This is a genomic window from Pseudomonas sp. B21-054 (genome assembly GCF_026016345.1).
Lineage (GTDB): Bacteria > Pseudomonadota > Gammaproteobacteria > Pseudomonadales > Pseudomonadaceae > Aquipseudomonas.
This window is the reverse complement of record NZ_CP087204.1, coordinates 1,491,661-1,510,807: the sequence shown is the minus strand read 5'-3', so window position 1 is coordinate 1,510,807 and position 19,147 is coordinate 1,491,661. Positions and strand designations below refer to the sequence as shown.

The 19,147-nt window shown below is 61.9% G+C and carries 15 protein-coding genes; 10 read left to right on the top strand and 5 right to left on the bottom strand.

Annotated features, from left to right (window positions below; translation table 11 throughout):
- Positions 1-136: 136 nt before the first annotated feature.
- Together LOY70_RS06675 and edd are read right to left on the bottom strand one after the other, a co-directional pair.
- Complete coding sequence (locus LOY70_RS06675; protein WP_265034835.1) at positions 137-1,096, bottom strand: glucokinase; 960 nt, start codon at positions 1,094-1,096, stop codon at positions 137-139.
- A complete protein-coding gene (edd, locus tag LOY70_RS06670; RefSeq protein ID WP_265034833.1) occupies positions 1,093-2,919 on the bottom strand; it encodes a phosphogluconate dehydratase in 1,827 nt (608 codons plus the stop codon). The genes LOY70_RS06675 and edd overlap by 4 nt, the downstream gene beginning before the upstream one ends.
- Positions 2,920-3,137: 218 nt before the next feature.
- Here edd and gap point away from each other — a divergent pair, with 218 nt between their 5' ends.
- Both gap and LOY70_RS06660 read left to right on the top strand, forming a co-directional pair.
- Positions 3,138-4,139, top strand: a complete 1,002-nt coding sequence (gene gap, locus LOY70_RS06665) for a type I glyceraldehyde-3-phosphate dehydrogenase (protein ID WP_025212237.1) — start codon at positions 3,138-3,140, stop codon at positions 4,137-4,139.
- A 315-nt stretch (positions 4,140-4,454) separates the two neighbouring features.
- Positions 4,455-5,801: a CoA transferase gene (locus LOY70_RS06660; RefSeq protein WP_265034830.1), complete on the top strand. Its 1,347-nt coding sequence runs from the start codon at positions 4,455-4,457 to the stop codon at positions 5,799-5,801.
- 218 nt (positions 5,802-6,019) lie between these two features.
- On the opposite strand, the gene arcD (LOY70_RS06655) is transcribed toward LOY70_RS06660, so the two are convergent.
- Positions 6,020-7,447, bottom strand: a complete 1,428-nt coding sequence (gene arcD / locus LOY70_RS06655; RefSeq protein ID WP_265034828.1) for an arginine-ornithine antiporter — start codon at positions 7,445-7,447, stop codon at positions 6,020-6,022.
- A 383-nt stretch (positions 7,448-7,830) separates the two neighbouring features.
- On the opposite strand from arcD (LOY70_RS06655), the gene arcD (LOY70_RS06650) reads away from it, so the two are divergent.
- The 6 genes from arcD (LOY70_RS06650) (at position 7,831) to LOY70_RS06625 (ending at position 13,536) form a co-directional block, all read left to right on the top strand.
- Entirely contained in the window at positions 7,831-9,258 is a 1,428-nt protein-coding gene (arcD, locus tag LOY70_RS06650) for an arginine-ornithine antiporter (protein WP_265034826.1), read from the top strand.
- A 31-nt stretch (positions 9,259-9,289) separates the two neighbouring features.
- A complete protein-coding gene (gene arcA, locus LOY70_RS06645) occupies positions 9,290-10,546 on the top strand; it encodes an arginine deiminase (RefSeq protein ID WP_265034824.1) in 1,257 nt (418 codons plus the stop codon).
- 69 nt (positions 10,547-10,615) lie between these two features.
- Positions 10,616-11,626, top strand: a complete 1,011-nt coding sequence (locus LOY70_RS06640) for an ornithine carbamoyltransferase (protein ID WP_123417251.1) — start codon at positions 10,616-10,618, stop codon at positions 11,624-11,626.
- A gap of 148 nt (positions 11,627-11,774) precedes the next feature.
- Positions 11,775-12,704, top strand: a complete 930-nt coding sequence (arcC, locus tag LOY70_RS06635; RefSeq protein WP_265034822.1) for a carbamate kinase — start codon at positions 11,775-11,777, stop codon at positions 12,702-12,704.
- Between the two features lie 63 nt (positions 12,705-12,767).
- Positions 12,768-13,127, top strand: coding sequence for a DUF5064 family protein (locus LOY70_RS06630; RefSeq protein WP_265034820.1), 360 nt, complete (start codon positions 12,768-12,770; stop codon positions 13,125-13,127).
- 232 nt (positions 13,128-13,359) lie between these two features.
- Positions 13,360-13,536 (top strand): hypothetical protein, encoded by a 177-nt coding sequence (locus tag LOY70_RS06625; RefSeq protein ID WP_185045826.1) that lies wholly within the window; start codon positions 13,360-13,362, stop codon positions 13,534-13,536.
- Positions 13,537-13,543: 7 nt separating this feature from the next.
- On the opposite strand, the gene LOY70_RS06620 is transcribed toward LOY70_RS06625, so the two are convergent.
- Positions 13,544-14,437 carry a helix-turn-helix domain-containing protein gene (locus LOY70_RS06620; protein WP_265034817.1) on the bottom strand — a complete coding sequence of 298 codons (894 nt, stop codon included), beginning with the start codon at positions 14,435-14,437 and terminating at the stop codon, positions 13,544-13,546.
- A 175-nt stretch (positions 14,438-14,612) separates the two neighbouring features.
- Here LOY70_RS06620 and pobA point away from each other — a divergent pair, with 175 nt between their 5' ends.
- On the top strand, positions 14,613-15,803 hold the full coding sequence (gene pobA / locus LOY70_RS06615) for a 4-hydroxybenzoate 3-monooxygenase (RefSeq protein ID WP_265034815.1): 1,191 nt from the start codon (positions 14,613-14,615) through the stop codon (positions 15,801-15,803).
- Positions 15,804-15,854: 51 nt separating this feature from the next.
- Positions 15,855-17,390 carry an MDR family MFS transporter gene (locus LOY70_RS06610; RefSeq protein WP_265034813.1) on the top strand — a complete coding sequence of 512 codons (1,536 nt, stop codon included), beginning with the start codon at positions 15,855-15,857 and terminating at the stop codon, positions 17,388-17,390.
- A 190-nt stretch (positions 17,391-17,580) separates the two neighbouring features.
- Here the strand turns inward: LOY70_RS06610 and LOY70_RS06605 are convergent, their stop codons facing one another.
- Positions 17,581-18,930 (bottom strand): spinster family MFS transporter, encoded by a 1,350-nt coding sequence (locus LOY70_RS06605; RefSeq protein ID WP_265034811.1) that lies wholly within the window; start codon positions 18,928-18,930, stop codon positions 17,581-17,583.
- Between the last annotated feature and the right edge of the window lie 217 nt (positions 18,931-19,147).

The following is a 19,147-nucleotide window of genomic DNA, read 5'->3' as shown; positions in this document are numbered from 1 at the left end:
GAGGACTACAAACACACTACAAACCCCCTGTGGGAGCGAGCTTGCTCGCGATAGCGGTGTAACAGTCAACCTTAATGGCGACTGACACTCCGTCATCGCGAACAAGCTCGCTCCCACAAGGTCCGCAGTTCAAACTTCAAGCTTGTGCCGATTGCTCCAACGCCACGCCCGCCCCCATCAAGCCCGAATACGGCGCGGTCACCAGCCAGACCGGAATGCCCTTGAAGTAATCGCTCATGCAGCCCTTGTCGGCAAAGCAACGGGCGAAACCGCTTTCGAGGAAGAAATCGGCAAAACGCGGGACCACGCCACCGACGATGTAGACGCCGCCGCGTCCGCCCAGGGTCAACACATTGTTGCCGGCCACGCGTCCCAGCCAGCGGCAGAACTGTTCGAGCACTTCCAGAGCAATGGGATCGCCAGCCAGGCCGGCTGCGGTGATGGATTCGGGGGTATCGAGCACCGGCGTGTGCCCGTCCACTGCGCAAATGGCTCGGTACACCCGAGGCAAACCGCTGCCGCTCAAGGCGGTTTCGGCGCTGACGTGGCCGATCTCGTTGTAGATGTGCTGCCAGAGCTGGGTCTCTCGCGGGCTGCTCATGGGCAGGTCGACATGGCCGCCCTCCCCTGGCAGCGCCGCGAAACGGCCTTCACCCAGGTCCAGCAGCGTACCGACGCCCAACCCGGTGCCCGGGCCGATCACCACCGCCGGGCGCATCGGCTCCGGGGTGCCTTCGCACACGACCCGGTATTCATCGGGACGCAGACAGGTCATGCCCAGGGCCATCGCCGAGAAGTCGTTGACCAGCAGCAGCTTCTCCACCTGCAAGGTCTTGCAGAACGCCTGGTTGCTCAGGCGCCAGTGGTTGTTGGTGAAGCGAAACTCATCGCCGCTCACGGGACCGGCCACCGACAGGCACACCGAACCGATGGCCCCCGGCTGCATGCCCAGGCCGCCCAGGTAAACCTGGATGGCCTCTTCGGGGCAGGCATAGTCTGCCGTCGCCAGCACCTGGATGTTCTCCAGGTTGTGGTTCTTCCACAACGCGAAACGTGCGTTGGTCCCACCGATGTCACCGACCAAAGCCAGTTTCAATTAAGCGTCTCCAGGGCAGAAGTGAAGGCGCTGGCGCCCTGCTCTGCCGAGCTGAAGGCCATGCGCATGAAACCAAACAGCTCGCGACCGGTGCCGATGTTGTTGCCCAACAGGCCCTTGGCAGGTTCGCGCGCTGCGAATTGCGCGGCGTCCACCTTCAATTCCAAGGTACCTTCGACGCCATCGACGCGAATGATATCGCCCTCCTGCACCCGGGCCAACGCGCCACCGACATAAGCTTCGGGGCTGACGTGAATGGCCGCCGGGATTTTCCCCGACGCGCCGGACATGCGCCCGTCGGTCACCAGTGCCACTTTGAAACCACGATCCTGCAACACACCCAGGAACGGCGTCATCTTGTGCAACTCCGGCATGCCGTTGGAGCGCGGCCCCTGGAAGCGCATCACCGCGACGAAATCCTTCTCCAGCAGACCGGCCTTGAACGCGTCGGCCAGGTCCTGCTGATCCTGGAAGACCATGGCCGGGGCTTCGACGACCTGGTTTTCCAGGGCCACGGCGGAGACCTTCATCACGCCGCGCCCCAGGTTGCCTTCCATCACCCGCAACCCACCTTCCGGCGAGAACGCGCGGGCCACCGGGCGCAGGATGTTTTCGTCGAGGCTTTCGATCGGGCCATCGCGCCACACCAACTCGCCATCTTCCAGGAACGGCTCCTGGGTGTAGCGGCTCAGACCGTGACCGAGCACGGTGTTGACGTTTTCGTGGAGCAGACCGGCTTCCAGCAATTCGCGGATCAGGAACGACATGCCGCCTGCCGCCTGGAAGTGGTTGATGTCAGCCTTGCCGTTCGGATAGACGTGGCTCAGGGTCGGCACCACCTCGGAGAGGTCGGCCATGTCCTGCCAGGTCAGCTGGATGCCCGCCGCCATGGCGATGGCTGGCATGTGCAGCGTATGGTTGGTGGAGCCGCCGGTGGCGTGCAAGGCAACGATGGAGTTGACCAGCGAACGCTCATCGACGATCTCGCCGATAGGCATGAAGTTGCCGCTCTGCTTGGTCAGGCGCGTGACCTGGAACGCCGCTTCGCGAGTCAGGGCATCGCGCAGCGGGGTGTTCGGGTTGACGAACGAAGCGCCGGGCAAATGCAGGCCCATCACTTCCATCAGCAATTGATTGGTGTTGGCCGTGCCGTAGAAGGTGCAGGTGCCTGGGCTGTGGTAGGACTTCATCTCCGATTCCAGCAACTCTTCGCGGGTGGCCTTGCCTTCGGCGTAGCGCTGGCGCACGTCGGCTTTTTCCTTGTTGGAAATGCCCGAGACCATCGGCCCGCCCGGCACGAAGATCGTCGGCAAGTGACCGAAGCGCAGCGCGCCCATCATCAGGCCCGGGACGATCTTGTCGCAGATGCCCAGCATCAACGCGCCGTCGAACATGTTATGGGACAACGCCACCGCCGTGGACAGCGCGATCACTTCGCGGCTCGGCAGGCTCAGCTCCATCCCCGCCTCGCCCTGGGTCACGCCGTCGCACATGGCGGGCGTGCCGCCAGCGAACTGGCCGACCGAGCCGATCTCGCGCAGGGCTTTCTTGATCTGTTCCGGAAAGGTTTCGTAAGGCTGGTGGGCCGAGAGCATGTCGTTATAGGAGGACACGATGGCGATGTTGGCGGCGTTCATCATCCGCAGGTGGTGCTTGTCTTCGGTGCCGCAACCGGCCACGCCGTGGGCGAAGTTGGCGCATTGCAACTTGCCGCGCATCGGACCGTCGCTGGCGGCTCCACGGATCAATGCAAGGTAAGCCTCACGCGTGGCGCGGCTGCGGGCGATAAGCCGTTCGGTGACCTCAAGGACGCGGGGATGCATGTGTAGAACTCCAGGCTAACGGGTGTGGCGACCTGATTGTCTATGCTGGTCAAAAGCCCCCTGGCGTTGGGCGACAGACGGTTTATTGACCATTCGGACCAGTTGATTCAGGTCACTCGTTGTAGATAAAACAAAATATTGCCACTAAAAAGGCTTGTTTTCTATTTTTATGCGAATAATCTTGTAATTCCAACAACAAATCGATGGCGGCGCAGTTAATGACTCTTCGAATTGCAATCAATGGTTTTGGCCGCATCGGCCGCAACGTTCTCCGTGCACTGTATACCCAAGGCTATCGCCGCGACTTGCAGATCGTCGCCATCAATGACCTGGGCGACAGTGCGATCAACGCTCATCTGCTCAAGTTCGACACGGTTCACGGCACCTTCGATGCCGACGTCCAGCACGATCACGAAAGCCTGACGGTCAATGGCGACCGCATCTCGGTCAGCGCCATCCGCAACCCGGCTGAACTGCCCTGGGCTGCCGAGAAGATCGACGTGGTGTTCGAATGCACCGGTCTGTTCACCGACCGCTCCAAGGCCGCGGCCCACATCACCGCCGGCGCCCGCAAGGTGATCATTTCGGCCCCGGCCAAGGGTGCCGATGCCACCGTGGTGTATGGCGTGAACCACGACATCCTGCGCCAGTCCCACCAGATCATTTCCAATGCTTCGTGCACCACCAACTGCCTGGCCCCGGTGGCCCAGGTGCTGCACCGCGAGCTGGGCATCGAGAGTGGCCTGATGACCACCATCCACGCCTACACCAACGACCAGAACCTGACCGACGTCTACCACACCGACCCGTACCGCGCCCGTTCGGCCACCCAAAACATGATCCCGAGCAAGACCGGCGCCGCCGAAGCGGTGGGTCTGGTACTGCCGGAACTGGCGGGCAAGCTGACCGGCATGGCGGTGCGTGTACCGGTGATCAACGTGTCCCTGGTGGACCTCACCGTGCAGCTCAAGCGCGAAGCCTCGGCAGAGGAAGTCAACGAGCTGCTGCGCCAGGCCAGCCAGCATTCGAAGATCCTCGGCTACAACACCCTGCCGCTGGTCTCCAGCGATTTCAACCACAACCCGCTGTCGTCGATCTTCGACGCCAACCACACCAAGGCCAGCGGCAAGCTGCTCAAGGTACTGGCCTGGTATGACAACGAATGGGGCTTCTCCAACCGTATGCTCGATAACTGCCTGGCGTTGTGCAACGCCGAATAACTGACACGGCAGTATTGAGCTTTTCTGTGGGAGCGAGCTTGCTCGCGATAGCGGTGTGTCAGTCAAAATAACTGTGCCTGTTACTCCGCCTTCGCGAGCAAGCTCGCTCCCACAGGGGGCATGGGCATGCCTGCACAAAGCCACATGAACCGCCGTCCCTCAAAACTCACCCAACTGCTCTTCGGCCTGCTCGCCTACACCAGCCTGGCCATCGGCCTGGTCGCCATCGTCGTGCCGGCTGCTGCCGCTGGGCCGAGAAGCGACCGCCAACGGAATTTTGATCTATGCTGGCCCTCTCGTTTTGGAGGGCCCTCGATGACCGATCTGCTCACGTCCATGCAAGCCGCGCTCGGCTTGCCCAAGACTCCGATCCCCTTCATTGGCGAAGGCGCCCTGCCCTCGGCGTTCGCCGTCACGGAGCTGGCTTGTGGCAGCATCGCTGCAGCCGGCCAGGCCGCCGCTGAGCTCATCCACCAGCAAACCGGTCGCCTGCCGCCCCTCGAAGTCGACCGGCGCCTGGCCGCGTTCTGGTTCTCCACGTCCCTGCGCCCCATCGGCTGGAGCGTGCCGCCGATGTGGGACCCGGTGGCCGGCGACTACGCCTGCGCCGACGGCTGGATTCGCCTGCATACCAACGCGCCGCATCACCGCCTGGCCGCCGAGAAAGTCCTCGGCCCCTGCATCGACCGCACCGACATGGCGAGCAGAGTGGCCCGCTGGAACAAGACCGAACTGGAACAAGCGGTGATCGACGCCGGCGGTTGTGCCGCCCAGATGCGTTCGTGGCAGGCCTGGCAGGCACATCCCCAGGGCGCGGCGGTGAATGCCGAGCCGCTGGTGCACTTGGACAAAAGCGTCGACGAACAGCACCAGCCCTGGCTCGGTTCCGTGGCCCAGCCACTGGCGGGCCTCAAGGTGCTGGACCTGACCCGCGTGCTGGCCGGTCCCATCGCCAGCCGCTTCCTCGCAGGCCTGGGCGCCGATGTCCTGCGCATCGACCCACCGACCTGGAACGAACCCGGCGTGGTGCCGGAAGTCACCCTGGGCAAACGCTGCACCCGCCTCGACTTGCATCGGCCCGATGATCGCGCGGTGTTCGAGGCGCTGCTCAAGGACACCGACATCCTCCTGCACGGCTACCGTGCCGATGCCCTGGAGCATCTGGGCTATGGCGCCGAACAGCGTCGGCAATTGGCCCCGGGCCTGATCGACGTCAGCCTCAACGCCTACGGCTGGAGCGGCCCGTGGCAGAACCGGCGTGGCTTCGACAGCCTGGTGCAGATGAGCAGCGGCATCGCCGAAGCGGGCATGGCCTGGAAACACACCGACAAACCGACTCCGCTGCCGGTGCAGGCGCTGGACCACGGCACCGGGTACCTGATGGCGGCCAGCGCCATCGTGTTGTTGTCCCGACGCCTGGAAAGCGGCCGCGGCGGCTCGGCACGTCTGTCATTGGCCCGCACGGCGAAGCTGTTGATTGAACAGGGAGCGCACGCCCAGCCCGCATTGCGGCCTGAAGACGAAGACGACCAGGGGTTGCTGATAGAACAAACACCGTGGGGACCGGCCCATCGGCTGCAAGTGCCGCTGAAAATCACCGGAACGCCGTTGCAATGGGCACTGCCAGCAGCCGAGCTGGGCGCCCATCGCCCACAGTGGTGATGGCCGCCCAATCGCGAGCAAACCTTGCCAACGTGTCGATCACAATCCGTTGTGGCGAGGGGATTTATCCCCGCTGGGGCGCGAAGCGGCCCTGAAACCTGGCGCCTCGGTGTGCCAGGAAAATCACGAACGTTCTCTGGGGGCGCTTCGCACCCCAGCGGGGATAAATCCCCTCGCCACACTGACCGCCTCTATTCGCTAGAAAGGCAACCTTCGCCTCACAACGCCAAAAACCCACTGTATAACCCATACGCCGCCACGCCTGCCCCGGACATCACACACACAAAGACGCCTTTCTCCACATGGGTGAACAACGGCTGCCGCTGCTCACGCTTGGCCTGGGCAAACAGGATGACCCCCGGTGCGTAGAGCAGCGCCGACAGCAACAGGTACTTCACGCCACCGGCATACAGCAGCCACACCGCATAGCACAGCGCAACGCCGCCAATGCACAGGTCTTTCAGGCGCTGGGCCGAGGCCTGCCCATAGGTTTCGCCCCGCGCGCAAAGCAACACCGCATAGGCCGCCGACCACAGGTAGGGCACCAGGATCATCGATGAGGCGAGGTAGATCAGGCTGGTGTAGGTGCCTGCGGAAAACAGGGTAATCAGCAAAAACAACTGGATCATGCCATTGGTCAGCCATAACGCGTTGACCGGCGCATGGTTGGCGTTTTCCCTGGTCAGGAACGCCGGCATGGTCTTGTCCCTGGCGGTGGCGTAGAGAATTTCGGCGCACAGCAGCGCCCAGGACAGCAATGCCCCCAACAGCGACACCGCCAGGCCCAGGCTGATCAACAACGCGCCCCAGGGTCCGACGATATGTTCCAACACGCCGGCCAGGGACGGGTTCTGCAACTGCGCCAGTGCGGGCTGGCTCATGATGCCCAGGGACAACACGTTCACCAGCACCTGCAGCGCCAGGACCCCGAGAAAGCCGATCACCGTCGCACGTCCGACGTCCGCGCGTTTTTCCGCCCGCGCCGAATAAACGCTGGCGCCTTCGATACCAATGAATACGAACACCGTGACCAGCATCATGTTGCGCACCTGGTCCATCACGCTGCCCAAGTCCGGATTCATTGCACCCCAGATATCCCGGGTGAATACCTCGGCCTTGAACGCCACGGCGGCGATGACGATGAACATGACCAGCGGCACCACCTTGGCGATGGTGGTCACCAGGTTGATGAACGCCGCCTCCTTGATGCCGCGCAATACCAGGAAATGCACCGCCCAGAGCAGCAACGATGCGCAGCCAATGGCCACTGGCGTGTTGCCCTGGCCGAACACCGGGAAAAAATACCCCAGGGTGCTGAACAACAGGACGAAATAGCCGACGTTGCCCAGCCAGGCACTGATCCAGTAACCCCAGGCCGACGAGAAACCCATGTAGTCGCCAAAACCCGCCTTGGCATAGGCGTAGACGCCCGACTCCAGTTCAGGCTTTCGATTGGCCAGGGTCTGGAACACGAAGGCCAGGGTCAGCATGCCGACGGCGGTGATCGCCCAACCGATCAGCACCGCCCCGACATCGGCCCGGGCCGCCATGTTTTGCGGCAGGGAAAAGATCCCGCCGCCGATCATCGACCCCACCACCAGCGCGACCAGCGCACCGAGTCGTAACTTTTCAATCGGCTGCGGCATCTTTTCTCACTGTCAATTAAGTAAATAAAGCGACATAACGTTTTTGAATAACGTCATGCGCTCAAAGTTCAAGACCTTATTAGCCGGTTATTCTCCAAGACGCTAATAAAAAAGTCATGACCCAGGATTATTTTGGTCATGAAAGCAGCCTGAAAAATAATTACGGCTGCGCAGAAATCAACTAGCTTGAATACCCTGTATTGGAGGAAACCGGCCTCGCCAGAGCCTGTGAAACAGGCCTTCCGGACATTTTTTGGAGATGAAGAAAGCTTCAACTCCTTCAATAACAATGGAATGTTGTCAGGCACTGACCTAGATCAGGAATTCAACTTTCAAATCGACTTAGGCTGTCGACTCTCTTCTCCTGCATTGGAGTCTCACACATGTCTGATACCCCCGGAAAACTTCGACTGGGTGCGCTGGTCGCACTGGTGGTCGGCTCCATGATCGGCGGCGGGATCTTTTCCCTGCCACAAAACATGGCCGCCAGCGCCGACGTCGGTGCCGTGCTGATCGGTTGGGCCATTACGGCCGTCGGCATGCTGACGCTGGCCTTCGTGTTCCAGACCCTGGCCAACCGCAAACCCGATCTGGACGGCGGTGTGTATGCCTACGCCAAGGCCGGTTTCGGCGACTACATGGGTTTCTCGTCGGCCTGGGGTTACTGGATCAGCGCCTGGCTGGGCAACGTCGGTTACTTCGTCCTGTTGTTCAGCACCCTGGGGTATTTTTTCCCGGTTTTTGGTGAGGGCAATACCGTAGCGGCAGTGATCGGTTCGTCTGTGCTGCTCTGGGCGGTGCACCTTCTGGTACTGCGCGGCATCCGGGAAGCGGCGTTCATCAACCTGGTGACCACCATTGCCAAGGTCGTGCCGCTGGTGCTGTTCGTGCTGATCGCCGTGTTCGCCTTCAAGCTGGATATCTTTACCGCTGACATCTGGGGCCTGAAGAACCCGGACCTGGGCAGCGTGATGAACCAGGTGCGGCACATGATGCTGGTCACCGTGTGGGTGTTCATCGGCATTGAAGGCGCGAGCATCTTCTCCGCCCGCGCCGAAAAACGCACCGACGTGGGCAAGGCCACCGTAATCGGCTTCATCACCGTATTGTTGTTCCTGATGCTGGTGAACGTGCTGTCCCTGGGGATCATGACCCAGCCTGAACTGGCCAAGTTGCAGAACCCGTCGATGGCCGCGGTGCTGGAGCATGTGGTGGGTCACTGGGGCGCGGTGCTGATCAGCGTCGGCCTGATCATCTCGTTGCTCGGCGCGCTGTTGTCCTGGGTGCTGCTGTGCGCCGAGATCATGTTCGCCGCCGCCAAGGACCACACCATGCCCGAGTTCCTGCGCCGGGAGAACGCCAACCACGTACCGGCCAACGCCCTGTGGCTGACCAACGCGATGGTCCAGTTGTTCTTGATCATTACCCTGTTCTCAGCCAGCACTTACCTGTCGCTGATTTACCTCGCCACCTCGATGATCCTGGTGCCGTACCTGTGGTCGGCGGCCTACGCCGTGCTGCTGGCGGTACGCGGCGAGACCTACGAAGGCTTCGTGGCCGAGCGGCGCAAGGACCTGGTCATCGGCGCCATCGCCCTGATCTACGCGATGTGGCTGCTGTACGCCGGCGGGATCAAGTACCTGCTGCTCTCCGCCCTGCTCTACGCCCCCGGCGCGATCTTGTTCGCCAAGGCCAAGCGCGAGGTGGGCAAACCGGTTTTCACCTCTGTCGAGAAGCTGATTTTCGCTGCAGTGGTCGCAGGCGCCCTGGTGGCCGCCTACGGGCTCTACGACGGCTTCCTGACCTTGTAGCTGGCTGACTGTTTTAACTGGAGGATTTGTAATGACCACGGAAAAAGTGAAATACGGCGTTCATTCCGAAGCCGGCAAATTACGCAAAGTCATGGTGTGTTCCCCAGGCCTGGCCCATCAACGCTTGACCCCGAACAACTGCGACGAACTGCTGTTCGATGACGTGATCTGGGTCAACCAGGCCAAGCGCGACCATTTCGATTTCGTCACCAAGATGCGCGAGCGCGACATCGACGTACTGGAAATGCACAACCTGCTGACCGATATCGTCGCCATTCCCGAAGCCCTCGACTGGATCCTGCAACGAAAGATCACCGCCAACTCGGTGGGCCTGGGCCTGGTGAATGAAGTCGGCTCGTGGCTGCGCAGCCTGGAGCCGCGCCATATCGCTGAGTTCCTGATCGGCGGCGTCTCGGCCGATGATCTGCCGGACAGCTTCGGTGGCAAGACCATCCAGATGTTCCGCGACTTCCTCGGGCATTCCAGCTTCATCCTGCCGCCGCTGCCCAATACCCAGTTCACCCGTGACACCACTTGCTGGATCTACGGCGGCGTGACGCTGAACCCGATGTACTGGCCGGCACGCCGCCAGGAAACCCTGCTGGCCAGCGCCATCTACAAATTCCACCCTGAGTTCACCCAGGCCGACTTCCAGGTCTGGTACGGCGATCCGGACCAGGAGCATGGCAACGCGACGCTTGAAGGGGGCGACGTGATGCCCATCGGCAACGGCGTGGTACTGATTGGCATGGGCGAACGCTCGTCACACCAGGCCATTGGCCAACTGGCGCTGAACCTGTTCAAGCACAACGCCGTGGAACGGGTGATCGTCGCCGGCCTGCCAAAATCTCGCGCGGCCATGCATTTGGACACCGTGTTCAGCTTCTGCGACCGCGACCTGGTGACGATTTTCCCCGAAGTGGTGAGCCAGATCGTCGCGTTTTCCCTGCGCCCTGACGAGAGCAAGCCCGGTGGCATCGACGTACGCCGCGAGAATGGCAGCTTCCTCGACACCGTGGCCGCCGCCCTCAAGCTGCCGGCACTGCGGGTAGTGGAAACCGGCGGCAACAGCTTCGCCGCCGAGCGTGAACAATGGGACGACGGCAACAACGTGGTGGCCGTGGAGCCGGGCGTGGTGATCGGCTACGACCGCAACACCTACACCAATACCCTGCTGCGCAAGGCCGGGGTGGAAGTCATCACCATCAGCGCCAGCGAGCTGGGCCGCGGCCGCGGCGGTGGCCATTGCATGACCTGCCCGATCATTCGCGACCCGATCGACTACTGACCTTCGAGCCTGGGCCGCGTTTATCGAACGCAGCCCAGGGGATAACCGAAACCCAAGGAGATCCATATCATGGCGTTCAACATGCGCAACCGCAGCCTGCTGAGTCTGATGCACCACACCAACCGCGAGTTGCACTATCTGCTGGACCTGTCCCGCGACCTCAAGCGTGCCAAATACACCGGCACCGAACAGCCGCACCTCAAGGGCAAGAACATCGCGCTGATCTTCGAAAAGACCTCGACCCGCACCCGCTGCGCCTTTGAAGTGGCGGCCCATGACCAGGGCGCCCACGTCACCTACATCGACCCGGTGTCGTCGCAGATCGGCCACAAGGAAAGCATGAAAGACACCGCCCGGGTCCTGGGACGGATGTTCGACGCCATCGAGTACCGGGGCTTCGAACAGGAGATCGTCGAGGAACTGGCCAAGTTCGCCGGGGTGCCGGTGTTCAACGGCCTGACCGCCGAATTCCACCCCACCCAGATGATCGCCGACACCCTGACCATGCGCGAACACAGCGACAAGCCGCTGCATGACATCAGCTACGCCTACCTGGGCGACGCGCGCTACAACATGGGCAATTCGCTGTTGATGATCGGCGCCAAACTGGGCATGGACGTGCGCATCGGCGCACCGAAAGCCCTGTGGCCGCATCAGGATTTCATCGACCAGTGCCAGGCCTTCGCCGTCGAAAGTGGCGCACGCATCACCATCACTGAAGACCCGAAAGAAGCCGTCAAGGGCGTGGACTTCATCCACACCGACATCTGGGTGTCCATGGGCGAGCCGGTGGAAGCCTGGGATGAACGCATCGAGCAATTGCTGCCCTACCAGGTCAACGCGCAGATGATGAAAGCCTCGGGCAACCCACGGGTAAAATTCATGCACTGCCTGCCCGCGTTCCACAACAGCGAAACCAAGGTCGGCCAGGACATCGCCGCCCGCTATCCGAACCTGGCCAACGGCGTGGAAGTGACCGAGGAGGTCTTCGAATCCCCGGCCAACATCGCCTTCGAGCAAGCGGAAAACCGCATGCACACCATCAAGGCGATCCTGGTATCGGCGCTGGCGGATATCTGAAGCCAACGCAGTTCCCTTGTGGGAGCGAGCTTGCTCGCGATGGCGCAGGAACAGGCAACATTGATGTCGACTGACACACCGCTATCGCGAGCAAGCTCGCTCCCACAAGGGACCGCGTTGTTCGTTCATTTTTTGGAAGGACAACACCATGCGCATCGTCGTTGCCCTGGGCGGTAACGCCCTCCTGCGTCGGGGTGAACCCATGACCGCAGACAACCAACGCAGCAATATCCGCACCGCGGCCGGACAGATCGCGAAAATCCACCCCGGCAACGAGCTGGTCATCGCCCATGGCAACGGCCCGCAGGTCGGCCTGCTGTCGTTACAAGCGGCGGCCTATACCTCGGTCACGCCCTATCCGCTGGACGTGCTCGGCGCCGAAACCGAAGGCATGATCGGCTACATCATCGAGCAAGAACTGGGCAACCTGTTGGACTTCGAAGTGCCGTTCGCCACGCTGCTGACCCAGGTCGAAGTGGATGGCAACGACCCGGCGTTCCAGAATCCCAGCAAGCCCATCGGCCCGGTCTACAGCAAAGCCGACGCAGAAAAACTCGCCGCCGAGAAAGGCTGGGCCATCGCCCCGGACGGCGACAAGTTCCGCCGGGTGGTCGCCAGCCCACGACCCAAGCGCATCTTTGAAATCCGTCCGATCAAGTGGTTGCTGGAAAAAGGCAGCATCGTGATCTGCGCCGGCGGTGGCGGCATTCCGACGATGTACGACGCCAACGGCAAGCTGCAAGGCGTGGAAGCGGTGATCGACAAGGACCTGTGCTCGGCGCTGCTGGCCGAACAGCTGGAAAGCGATCTGCTGGTGATCGCCACCGACGTCAACGCCGCGTTCATCGACTTCGGCAAGCCAACCCAGAAAGCCATCGCCCAGGCCCACCCCGACGAACTGGAGCGGCTCGGTTTCGCCGCCGGTTCCATGGGGCCGAAGGTGCAGGCCGCCTGCGAATTCGCTCGCAACACTGGCAAGGTCGCGGTGATCGGGTCGCTGTCGGACATCGATGCTATCGTCCAGGGCCAGGCCGGCACTCGCATCAGCACGGCCACAGCGGGCATCACTTATCGATAACAGGAAACTTGCAGGGCGGATCCGGGGTCTGCCCTACACCCACGCCCTTGAGGAGAGTCGTTTATGGCCATGTTCGAACCCGGTCACCTGCACATGGAACGCCATGCGCTGAACAAGGAAGATTTCAGCTACAACCTGTGCATCGATTACGAGGTTGCACAGGATCCCAAGGAAGGCACCGGCATGTCGTTCCGGGTGCATGGCACGGTGGAGGACAAGTCCCTGGACGAGACCTTCTTCCTGGCCAAGGACCAGGCCTTCGACTTCGCCCGCCACGCCACGCGTATCGCCCAGCAATATGGCCTGCCCAAGACCGCCAGCATCGGCTCGATGCACGAGTACTACGACAAAATGTTCGAAGACGTGCGCCAGCAACTGGACGTCAAGCCGGGCGATCCGATGAAGCCGGAACACCTGGCATAACTCCCCCGAAAAACACCTCTATCCCTGTGGGAGCGGGCTTGCTCGCGAAGACGGAGCAACAGTCGACATTGATGGTGACTGACACACCGCTTTCGCGAGCAAGCCCGCTCCCACAGGGGATATCAGCATTCTGAATGTCGGGTTAAATGCGACGCTTACCAGGCTGGCAACCCGCCACGGCTGACCTATGCTGAAAGTAGTACCCCCGGGTATTCGTTCAGAGGTCACCGCCATGAACATCAAAACAAAAAGACGCCTCGCCATATTTGTTACCTGCACCGCCACGCTGGCGCTGTATGGCACCGCGGCCTATCGGGTCGAGCAGACCCGGCAACTGCCTCGTGAATACGCCAGTTGCAACTTCGAACGCTGCATCCCTCACAGCGCGACCCTGAACGCGTTGCGCTGAGGCGTGGTCAGTCGTCCTGTTGATCGGTCTTGAGCCGGTCGCGGAAGGCTTTGGGCGAGATTCCCACGCGCCGGCGGAACAGTCGGGTGAAATTCGTCGGGTCGGAGAACCCGAGCATCTCGGAAATCTCGTAAATCGTCAGGCCGGTGTAGGTCAGCAGCCGCTTGGCTTCCAATAACTGGCGCTCATGCATGATCTGCAACGCCGGTTGCCCCGCCAGTTCCCGACAGGTGCCGTTGAGGTGCGACACGGAAATCCCCAGGCGATGGGCCAGGTCTTCGACCTTGACGTGCTGGCGATAGGTTTCTTCCACCAACTGAATGAATCCGTTGAGGTATTCCCGGGCCCGTTGCGGGCGCTGGGCCTGGGTGTGTCGCTGCATCACCTGGCGGCTGACCCAGACCATGATCACGCTGACCAGCGCATGCATCAGCATTTCCCGAGCCGGCTGATGCCCCATGTATTCATTCTGCAGGGCGCTGAACAGGCTGTTGAGGTACTCGGCATTCTCGAGGGCCGGGTAGCTTTCGGCCTGGGCCAGCACATTGACCGAATGCCCCAACTGCGCTTGCAGGTGCGTGACCAGCGGCGCCGCCAGGGTCACCACGTAACCTTCCACATCCTCGGAAAAACGAAAGCCATGAACCGACAGCGGCGGCAGGATCTGCACCGCCGGCTCGGTGAGCTGCGTGCGCCGGCCTTCGATTTCCAGTTCCGCCTGGCCCTTGAAGACAAACAGCAACTGACACAGATCGGCATGCCGATGGGGTTTGATTTCCCAGTGATGCTCGCGGCTGCGCTTGGAAATGGTTTCGCAGTGCAGCAGATCCGGGGTCGGCCAGTCCTGGCTTTCGCCGTAGAGCTTGAACACCGGGATCGAAGGCAGGTCAGGTTTTTTCATAACGTGGATCCGGGCCTGGGGTTGCGGGCGATAATCGCACCGATTGGCAGAAAGTACAGGTATCGGCTCAGTTTTCCCCTTCAATTGACAGGCCAGCAAGCGAAAAATGCAAGCACTCGGTCCATAACAATCAACACCGACCCTGGTCGCGTGCTTCGTGCGAGTCATAAGAACAATGAAAACCCTCAAGACCCAAGTCGCGATTATCGGCGCCGGCCCCTCTGGCCTGCTGCTTGGCCAGTTGCTGCACAACGCCGGCATCGACACTGTCATCCTCGAACGCCAGACCCCGGACTATGTACTGGGCCGCATCCGCGCCGGTGTGCTGGAGCAAGGCATGGTCGAACTGCTGCGCCAGGCCGGCGTCGGCCAACGCATGGACGCCGAAGGCCTGCCCCATGACGGCTTTGAACTGGTGCTCAACGATCGGCGGGTGCACATCGACCTCAAGGGCCTGACAGGCGGTAAAAACGTCATGGTCTACGGCCAGACCGAAGTCACCCGTGACCTGATGGCCGCCCGCGAAGCCGCCGGCGCCCGCACGTTGTACCTGGCCAGCAACGCCCAGCCCCACGACATGCAAACCGAGCACCCTTTCGTGACCTTCGAGCATGAAGGGCAAACCTTGCGCCTGGACTGCGACTACATTGCCGGTTGCGACGGTTTCCACGGCGTGGCGCGACAGTCCATTCCGGCGGAAAAACTCAAGGTCTTCGAACGCGTCTACCCATTTGGCTGGCTCGGCGTGCTGGCCGACACCCCGCCGGTTCACGAAGAGTTGGTCTACGCTCGGCACGCCCGCGGCTTTGCCCTGTGCAGCATGCGCTCCAAGACCCGCACCCGTTACTACCTGCAAGTCCCCGCCGAGGAGCAAGTGGCCGACTGGCCGGACGAGCGTTTCTGGGATGAACTGAAAAACCGCCTGCCCACCGACCTGGCCGAAGCCCTGGTGACCGGCCCGTCCATCGAGAAAAGCATCGCGCCGCTACGCAGCTTCGTGGTCGAGCCGATGCAGTACGGGCGGATGTTCCTGGTGGGCGACGCGGCCCACATCGTCCCACCCACCGGGGCCAAGGGGCTGAACCTGGCCGCCAGCGATGTCAGTACGTTGTTCAACATCCTGCTCAAGGTCTATCGCGACGGCCGTGTGGATTTGCTGGAAAAATATTCCGCCATCTGTCTGCGGCGGGTCTGGAAAGCCGAACGGTTCTCGTGGTGGATGACTTCGATGCTGCACCGCTTCGACGACGATGCCTTCAACCAGCGCATCAGCGAAGCCGAGCTGGAGTATTTCGTCGACTCCGAAGCCGGTCGAAAAACCATTGCGGAAAATTACGTCGGACTTCCTTATGAGGCTATCGAATAGCCGCCTACCGACTTAAACTGCGGGCTTCGTCCCATTCGCCGACTTGGCGTGATGCCCGCAGGTTCCTCCGTGACACAGCTCAACACCCTCCAAGCCCCGACGCCAGCCATCCGCAGCGTGCTGGTGGCCCTGATGCTGGCGATTTTCCTCGGTGCCCTGGACCAGACCATCGTCGCCGTGTCGATGCCGGCCATCTCCGCACAATTTGCCGACATCAGCCTGCTGGCCTGGGTGATTTCCGGCTACATGGTCGCCATGACCGTGGCCGTACCGATCTACGGCAAGCTCGGTGACCTCTACGGTCGCCGCCCCCTGATGCTGTTCGGCATGGGCCTGTTCACCCTGGCCTCGCTATTCTGTGGCCTGGCGCAAAACATGGAGCAACTGGTGCTGGCGCGGATCGTCCAGGGCATCGGCGCCGGCGGGATGATTTCCGTGAGCCAGGCGATCATCGGCGACATCATCCCGCCCCGCGAGCGGGGTCGCTACCAAGGGTATTTCAGCAGTATGTACGCGGTGGCCAGCGTGGCCGGGCCGGTACTCGGTGGCTACATGACCGAGTACCTGTCGTGGCGCTGGGTGTTCTGGATCAACCTGCCGCTGGGCCTCACGGCCTGGTGGGTGGCCCGCCGCACCCTGGTGGGGCTGCCAGTACCGCAACGCACGCCGATCATCGATTACCTGGGCACCGTGTTGCTGATCATTGGCTTGACCGCGCTGCTGCTGGGCATCACCGAAATCGGCCAGGGCCATGCCTGGCACAGCCGTGAAGTGCTGGGATTACTGGGTTGCGCGGGGATGGCCCTGGGAGCGTTCGCCTGGTACGAGCGCCGGGCGCGGGAACCGTTGCTGCCGATGCACCTGTTCGCCAACCGCAGCGCGGTACTGTGCTGGTGCACGGTGTTCTTCACCAGTTTCCAGGCGATTTCCCTGACGGTGCTGATGCCGTTGCGCTTCCAAAGCGTGACCGGCGCCGGTGCCGACAGTGCGGCGTTGCACCTGTTGCCACTGGCGATAGGGCTGCCGATCGGTGCGTATTTCGCCGGCCGCCGGACCTCGGTCACGGGGCGCTACAAGCCGATGATCCTGAGCGGTGCCCTGCTCTTTCCCTTCGCCATCCTCGGCATGGCCTTCACTGCGCCTGACGCGTTCTGGTTGAGCGGTCTGTTCATGCTGCTCAGCGGCATCGCCTCCGGCATGCAGTTCCCCACCTCATTGGTGGGTTCGCAGAACTCCGTACACCAACAGGACATCGGCGTCGCCACCAGCACTACCAACCTCTTCCGCGCCCTTGGCGGCGCGGTGGGCGTGGCGTTGATGTCGGCCTTGCTGCTGGCCTTGCTGCAGGACTCAAGCCTGGCCCAACTCGCCGGCGCGTCGCTGATCGGTGAAGGACATGCCGGCAACGTCTTGCTGGACGGCCTCAACGCCGCCCCGGGCGAAGCCCAGAACGCCTTGCGCCAGGCATTGCAGGCGACATTCCGGCAGTTGCTGTTGATCAGCGCGGCGGTATCGCTGTTGGGGCTGGCGGCCGCGGTGGCGATGCCCAATCGCTTGCTGCGTGGGCGGGATGAGAAGGTTCGCTAGGCACAATTTCGCTGCCATGCACAACCTGTGGCGAGGGGATTTATCCCCGTTGGGCTGCGCAGCAGTCCTAAACCCTACAGCACGGTGTGTCAGATTAATTGAGTGCTTTTGGGGGCTGCTTCGCAGCCCAACGGGGATAAATCCCCTCGCCACAAAAGCAGGCCCATCACCGGAGCTGAGTCAGGTGCTATCAAGCCGTCGCCGCGACACCCTGCGACATCACCTGCGCGCTCATCCCGTCCTTCATCCGCTTGGCATCGCGCACGAAGCAGCGTGACGCCAGGAACAGGAACACCATGGTCAACAGCAGCGCCACCGGGATCAGGTACATCGCATCGTGCAGGCCGATGGCCTTGAATGCTTCGGTCATCTGGTCGACACCCGCGCTGGCCATGGCCGTGCGGGCGAAGTAGTCGGACAAGCCGCCCACCACCACCGGCCCCAGGCCGCCGCCGAGCAAATACAACCCGGCAAAGTACAATGCCATCGCCGTGGCGCGCAAGCGTGGTTCCACCACGTCCTGGATCGCGGTGTAGACGCAGGTGTAAAAGTTATAGGCAAACAACCACCCCACGCTGAACACCGCTACGAACACACCGATTTCAATTCGCCCGGCATGCAATGCCCACGCCGTGGTGACCGTCGAAATGGCCAGGCTGAACGCCGCGAACAGCAGCCGACCATTGGCCACTCGCTGATGAATCTTGTCGGCGACCCAACCGCCAAGGGTCAGTCCGAACAACCCGGTCACGCCCACCATGATCCCAGTGGCCACGGCGGCCTCGTGCAGCGGCATCAGGAAGTAACGTTGCAGCATCGGCACGAGGAATGAATTGCAAGCATAGGTGGCGAAGTTGAAGCACAGCCCCGCCAGCACCAGCCACAGGAACGTAGGAATCGCCAGCACCCGACGAACCGGCCGGTCGACTTTTTCCTGGGACACCTGCACGGTTTCCGCCGCGCCGCGCTTGGGTTCCTTGATGAAGAACATGAACAGCGCCAGCACCAATCCCGGCACGGCTGCGATAAAAAACGGTGCGCGCCAGCTGTCGAAAGCCTTGACCATCGCCCCGATGGTGAAGAATGCCAACAGCAAGCCAATCGGTAGGCCCAACATGAAGATACCCATGGCCCGCGCCCGGCGATGGGCCGGGAACAGGTCGCCGATCAGCGAGTTGGCCGCCGGCGCGTAGCTGGCCTCGCCGATGCCCACGCCCATGCGCACCACCAGGAACGCCCAGAAACTGCCCACCAGGCCGTTCACCGCCGTCAGCCCGCTCCAGGCCGCCAGGCCCCAGCCCATCAACTTGCTGCGCGAACCGGTATCGGCCATGCGCCCCAGCGGCAAGCCGGCAATGGCGTAGACGATGGTGAAGGCGGTGCCGATGATGCCGATCTGGAAGTCACTGAGGCTCCATTCCATACGGATCGGCTCGATGATGATCGCCGGAATGGTGCGGTCGAAGAAGTTGAACAGGTTGGCCAGGAATAACAGGAACAGAATGCGCCAGGCATTCGCCGCTTGGGTCGAGTTCTGCATGGGTCCGTCTCTTTTATTGTTATGGGCCAACGGTCCGTGGCCTGGATATGCAATCTAGACAGCGACACGGGAGCTGTCTCCAATCATTCGCAAGGCTGATACCCAACCATGGGAAGTGGCGTATTTCTTGATGCTGATCAACTTGCTGCAACAATTGCCATCATTTCGCCTTTTGCGGGTTAAAGATCGAGGTCCGGTGGCCGATCCACCATGATCA